At 74.5% G+C, this 5,430-nt stretch carries 7 protein-coding genes; 4 read left to right on the top strand and 3 right to left on the bottom strand.

Features of this window, described 5'->3' with window-relative positions; genetic code table 11:
* Positions 1-7 precede the first annotated feature (7 nt).
* The 3 genes from HUW36_RS24550 to HUW36_RS24560 all read left to right on the top strand — a co-directional run bounded on the left by HUW36_RS24550 (position 8) and on the right by HUW36_RS24560 (position 1,421).
* On the top strand, positions 8-784 hold the full coding sequence (locus HUW36_RS24550; protein ID WP_174530336.1) for an isoprenyl transferase: 777 nt from the start codon (positions 8-10) through the stop codon (positions 782-784).
* 68 nt (positions 785-852) lie between these two features.
* The gene (locus HUW36_RS24555; protein ID WP_091664863.1) at positions 853-1,038 is read left to right on the top strand and encodes a hypothetical protein; all 186 of its coding nucleotides are present in this window, start codon (positions 853-855) and stop codon (positions 1,036-1,038) included.
* Positions 1,039-1,169: 131 nt separating this feature from the next.
* Positions 1,170-1,421 (top strand): thioredoxin reductase, encoded by a 252-nt coding sequence (locus HUW36_RS24560; RefSeq protein ID WP_174530332.1) that lies wholly within the window; start codon positions 1,170-1,172, stop codon positions 1,419-1,421.
* A 3-nt stretch (positions 1,422-1,424) separates the two neighbouring features.
* Here HUW36_RS24560 and gndA read toward each other — a convergent pair whose 3' ends face one another.
* Positions 1,425-2,867, bottom strand: coding sequence for an NADP-dependent phosphogluconate dehydrogenase (gene gndA, locus HUW36_RS24565; protein WP_174530333.1), 1,443 nt, complete (start codon positions 2,865-2,867; stop codon positions 1,425-1,427).
* 344 nt (positions 2,868-3,211) lie between these two features.
* Between gndA and HUW36_RS24570 the strand changes: the two genes are divergently transcribed.
* Entirely contained in the window at positions 3,212-3,445 is a 234-nt protein-coding gene (locus HUW36_RS24570; protein WP_174530334.1) for a hypothetical protein, read from the top strand.
* 380 nt (positions 3,446-3,825) lie between these two features.
* Here HUW36_RS24570 and HUW36_RS24575 read toward each other — a convergent pair whose 3' ends face one another.
* Together HUW36_RS24575 and HUW36_RS24580 are read right to left on the bottom strand one after the other, a co-directional pair.
* Entirely contained in the window at positions 3,826-4,626 is an 801-nt protein-coding gene (locus HUW36_RS24575) for an energy-coupling factor transporter transmembrane component T family protein (RefSeq protein ID WP_174530335.1), read from the bottom strand.
* A partial coding sequence (locus tag HUW36_RS24580) for an ABC transporter ATP-binding protein (RefSeq protein ID WP_246248312.1) occupies positions 4,623-5,430 on the bottom strand: 808 nt, incomplete at its 5' end. The genes HUW36_RS24575 and HUW36_RS24580, both read right to left, overlap by 4 nt.

The following is a 5,430-nucleotide window of genomic DNA, read 5'->3' on the forward strand; positions in this document are numbered from 1 at the left end:
CGAGACGGTGCCGCCGACCCCGCACCCGTCCGGCGCCCGGCCGCCGGCGTTGCCGGCGGGCGCGCTGCCCCGCCACATCGCCATCGTGATGGACGGCAACGGCCGCTGGGCCAAGGAGCGCGGGCTGCCCCGCACCAAGGGGCACGAGCAGGGCGAGCACAGCCTCTTCGACACCATCGAGGGCGCGATCGAGCTGGGCATCCCCTACCTGTCGGCGTACGCGTTCTCGACCGAGAACTGGCGGCGCTCGCCGGACGAGGTCCGCTTCCTGATGGGCTTCAACCGCGACGTCATCCGCCGCCGCCGCGACCAGCTCGTCGACCTCGGCGTCCGGGTGGTCTGGTCGGGGCGGGCCGGGCGGCTCTGGAAGAGCGTGATCTCCGAGCTGCAGACCGCCGAGGAGATGTCCCGCGACAACTCGACGCTGACGCTGCAGTTCTGCGTCAACTACGGCGGTCAGGCGGAGATCGCCGACGCCGCCGCCGGGATCGCCCGCGACGTCGCCGCCGGCCGGCTCGACCCGGCCAAGGTGAACGAGAAGACGATCGCACGCTACCTCTACCACCCCGAGGTGCCCGAGGTCGACCTGTTCCTGCGTCCCTCCGGTGAGCAGCGGATCTCCAACTTCCTGCTCTGGCAGACCGCCTACGCCGAACTGGTCTACCTGGACACGCTCTGGCCCGACTTCGACCGCCGCCACCTCTGGTACGCCTGCGAGCTGTACGCCCAGCGCGACCGCCGCTTCGGCGGGGCGCTGCCCAATCCGGTGGCCCCGGGAGTCTGAGGTCACGCTTAGCGACGCGCCGCGCGGGGTATCGATACCTCCAGACAGCAAACGCGGAGGTGAACCACATGATTCAGAAGCGGATCGCGCAGTGGGCGGTCATGGCGGTCGCCGTGCCGCTGGCGGCGGCCGGCGCGCGCCGGCTCAGCCACTCGCTGGAGGCCCGTCGTGGCCCGACCGGGGTGAGCCGCCTGCTGACCAAGGGCGCCGACATGCTCCGGCCGCAGAAGGCCAAGCGGCGTCGGTTCTTCTGACCTCGACGGCCGGCGGCGTGCCGGCCGTCGCGCGAACGCCCCGCATCCGGCTTTCCGGCCGGATCGCGGGGCGTTCCGCTTACGATCGGCGCAGGGCGCGCCGCCGGGACGCGCCGCCACGGGGGTGGAGGATGCGCGATCTCCGGTACGAGATGACGGCTGCCCTGGCCGGCGCCGACCTGGTGGAGCCGGGCCGCCGGGAGGCGGTCGCCGAGCTGTGCGCCGGGGTGGCCGAGCGGTGGTGCGCCGACCTGGGGCACACCCCGACGGTCCGCTCCGGCGAGATCGGTGAGCTGGCCGGCGGTGAGCCGGCCGCCGACTGGGCCCCCGAACCCGCGTCGGCCCCGACCCACCGCCACCCGTCGCCCGAGCGGGCGTGGTGAGGCTCAGGCCTCCACTTCGGAGCGGTCGCCCGCCCAGCGGGTGTGGAACGAACCGTCCCGGTCCACCCGGTGGTAGGTGTGCGCGCCGAAGTTGTCCCGCAGCCCCTGGATCAGCGCGGCCGGCAGCCGCTCGGCGCGCAACGCGTCGAAGTAGGCCAGCGACGACGCGAAGGCCGGGGCCGGCACACCCGCGCGGGCCGCGTCGGCCACCACCCGCCGCCAGGCCGGGACCCCGGCGCTGACCCGGTCGGCGAACCAGGGGGCCACCAGCAGCGTCGACAGGTCCGGCTCGGCGTCGTACGCCTCCCGGATCCGGTCCAGGAAACGGGCCCTGATGATGCAGCCGCCACGCCAGATGGTGGCCGTGCCGCCCAGGTCGATGTCCCAGTCGTACTCCCGGCTGCCGGCGCGGATGTGGTCGAAGCCCTGGGCGTACGCGACGATCTTGCTGGCGAGCAGCGCCCGGCGGACGTCCTCGACGAACGCGTCCCGGTCGTCGACCTGCCACTTGTCGCCGGCGTCGGCGAACACCCGGCGGGCGGCCGCGCGCTGGTCGGCGTGCCCGGACAGCGACCGGGCGAACGTCGCCTCGGCGATGCCGGTGATCGGGATGCCGAGGTCCAGCGCGCTCTGCACGGTCCAGCGGCCGGTGCCCTTCTGCTCGGCCTGGTCGAGCACCACGTCCACGAACGCCCGGCCGGTGGCGGCGTCGGTGTGGCCGAGCACGTCGGCGGTGATCTCGATGAGGAAGGACTCCAGCTCGCCGCCGTTCCACTCCCGGAAGATCTCCGCGATCTCCGCCGGGCTCGCCGACAGGCCGGCCCGCAACAGGTCGTACGCCTCGGCGATGAGCTGCATGTCGGCGTACTCGATGCCGTTGTGCACCATCTTCACGAAGTGCCCGGCGCCGTCCGGGCCGATGTGCCGGCAGCAGGGGGTCCCCTCGACCTGGGCGGCGATCTTCTCGAAGATCGGTCCGAGCTTGCGGTAGGACTCCGCCGAGCCGCCGGGCATGATGCTCGGGCCGCGCAGCGCGCCCTCCTCGCCGCCGGAGACGCCGGTGCCGACGAAGTGCAGCCCGTGCGCGCGCAGCGCCTCCTCCCGGCGGCGGGTGTCGGCGAAGTGCGCGTTGCCGCAGTCGACGACGATGTCCCCCTCCTCCAGCAGCGGAACCAGTTCGTCGATCACGGCGTCGGTCGGCGCGCCCGCCTTCACCATCACGATCACCGCGCGCGGCCGCTCCAGCGAGCCGACGAAGTCGGTGAGCGACTCGGACGGCACGAAGGCGCCCTCGTCGCCGTGCTCGGCGACCAGGCTGCGGGTGCGTTCCGGCGAGCGGTTGTGCACCGCCACGGCGAAACCGTTGCGGGCCAGGTTCCGGGCCAGGTTGCGACCCATCACCGCCAGACCGGTGACCCCGATCTGCGCCGTCGCCTTCTGTGCCATGCGTACCGCCACCTCTCGTCCTCGCTGCCGTGCTGCGACCGTATCGCGGTCGGCGGGGGAGCGGGCCGGGACGTCGACGCCGGGTGAGTGCTCGGTGGCGGTGCGTCCCGCGGTAATTCGCGTGCGGGACCGGCGGAGGCGGGATAGCCTTGCGGCATGCGTAACTGACGCCCTTCTTCCGAGCCCGGTCCACCGCCGCACGTGCCGTGGGCCCGTTCTGCTCCGGGCGTCCGCATCCCCTCTCGCCGCCGTGGTTCGCGGCGTCTGTCGTGGTCGGACCGCACCGGGGCGTACCCGCTCGGCGCGTCCGTGGTCGGCGCGCCCGCCAGACAGGAGGACCGCGGATGCCCGCGAAGCGCAGCCCGAAGAAGTCCCGCAAGCCGTCGCCGTCGCTGCGGGAGGTGACCCCGACGGATCTCGACGCGCTCACCGTGGCGCCGTCGACGCCGGTGTCCCTGCCGACGGCACAGGCCCCGGCGCCGCCCACGGCCGGCCCGCCCGCCGGACACCGGTCGGGGGTCACCGGGCGCAGTCAGCGCGCCGGCCAGACCCGCTTCTACGCCTTCCGCCGCAGCTGACCGCCCCCGCCCCGGACGCGCCCCGCACGCGGAGCGCGTCCGGGGCTCCACCCGCTCCCACAGCGTCGATCATGAAGTTGGCGGCGACACATCGGACGCCGAACGCCGCCAACTTCATGATCGCCGCACCGCGTCGGGTGGCACGGCGCCGCGTCGGGTCGTGCGCCCGGGCCGGGCCGTGGCGAGCCGGACGCGTTGCCAGGCCTCCTCGTGGGAAATCTTGGAAGCTGACGGCCCCTCTGAGGGCCCCTTCCCTCCAAGATCTTCGTCCGGCGCTGTTGACCATGAAGTTGGCGGGGGCAAATCGGGCAACGAGTGCCGCCAACCTCATGATCGACCGGGTGGGGTCGGGCTGGGGTGGGCCGCGCGGGGTGGGTGGGTCAGCCGATCAGGGGGCGGAAGGTGCCGAGGAGGATGCTCGTGGTCAGGGCGGCGCCGGCCAGGAGCGCGGCGGCCACCACCAGCAGGGCGTCGGCCCGGGTGAAGTGCTGACGCCGGGCCACCGTACGCGGCGTGCCGGCGTCGAAGCCCCGCGCGTCCATCGCCACGGCCAGCCGGGTGCCCCGCCGGATCGCGCCGACCAGCAGCGCGAACGCCGTCGAGCCGAACAGCCGCAGCTTGGCCAGCGGGTTCCGGCCGGCCTCCACGCCCCGGGCCCGACGGGCCATGCTGATCATCCGCCACTCCTGTTCGAGCAGTGGCACCATCCGGAACGCCGCCAGCGCGCCGATGGCGAAACGGGCCGGCGCCTTCGCGTTCTGGATCAGCGCGTCGGCCAGCTCGGTCGGGTCGGTGGTGGCGAAGACGACGATCCCGGGCAGCGCCACCGCGAGCATGCGCAGCACCAGGCCGAGCGCCGTGACCAGCACGCCCTGGGTGACAAGCACCGGGCCGGCGTCGACAAGCACCGGGCCGGACCGGTCGGCGGCGAAGAGCACGAGCGTGACCAGGATGCCCACGGCTCCGGCCAGCAGCGGCCAGGCCCGTCGGGCCAGCACCCGGTAGCGGACGCCGAACAGCGGCAGCACCGCGAGTTCGATCGCGATGGCGATGGCCGGCGCGACCGGGTCCAGCGTCGCCACCAGCACGAGCGTGAAGACCAGCGCGGCGGCCAGCTTCGCCACCGGGTTGCGCCGCGCCAGCGGGGCGTCGGGCGCGGCGACCGGTTCGAGATCGATCACGGCGCGCCCGCCCCTTGCGGTCCGTCCGTGCCGTGACGCGTCGGAGGTGGCGGTGCTCCGTCCGCGCCGTGACGGCCGACCGACTCGCTGGCGCCGTGACCGTCCGGCGGTGAGCCGACGGAACCGGGCGGATCGACGGAACCCGGCGGGCCGGCGGGCCCGGCCGCGAGCGTCCGGTCGAGGTCCGCGGACGGGCGCTCCAGGGTGAGCGTCCGGTCGGCCAGCGCGGCGACGAAGTCCGCGTCGTGGGTCACCGCGACCACGCCGTGTCCGGCGTCGCGCAGCTCGGCGAGCAGGTCGACCAGTTCCCGCCAGGTCCGCCGGTCCTGACCGAACGTGGGTTCGTCGCAGATCAGCAGGCGGGGCGCGGTGGCCAGGGCGGTCGCCACGCTCAGCCGCCGCGCCTCGCCGCCGGAGAGGGTGTACGGGTTGGCGCCGGCCAGCCGGTCCAGTCGCAGCCGGTCCAGCAGCGCGTCCACGGTGGCGGTGACCTCTGACTCGGGCCGGCCGGTACGGCGCGGGCCGAGCGCCAACTCGTCGCGGACCGTGCCGGTGACGAACTGGTGTTCCGGGTCCTGGAACACCGAACCGATCCGGCGCGCCAGCGCGGGTGCCCGCCAGCGGTACGGGGGAGTGCGCGCGTCCCGGCCGGCCAGCTCGGCGGAGGCGGTGAGCGCACCGGTTCCGGGGCGCAGCAGGCCGCCGAGGAGCAGCGCCAGCGTGGACTTGCCGGCGCCGTTGGGGCCGAGGACGGCGAGCGCTTCGCCGGCGCGTACCCGGAGGTCGGTGGGGGCCAGCCGGGGC

The sequence above is a fragment of the Micromonospora maritima genome (assembly GCF_902825405.1).
GTDB classification, from domain to species: domain Bacteria; phylum Actinomycetota; class Actinomycetes; order Mycobacteriales; family Micromonosporaceae; genus Micromonospora; species Micromonospora maritima.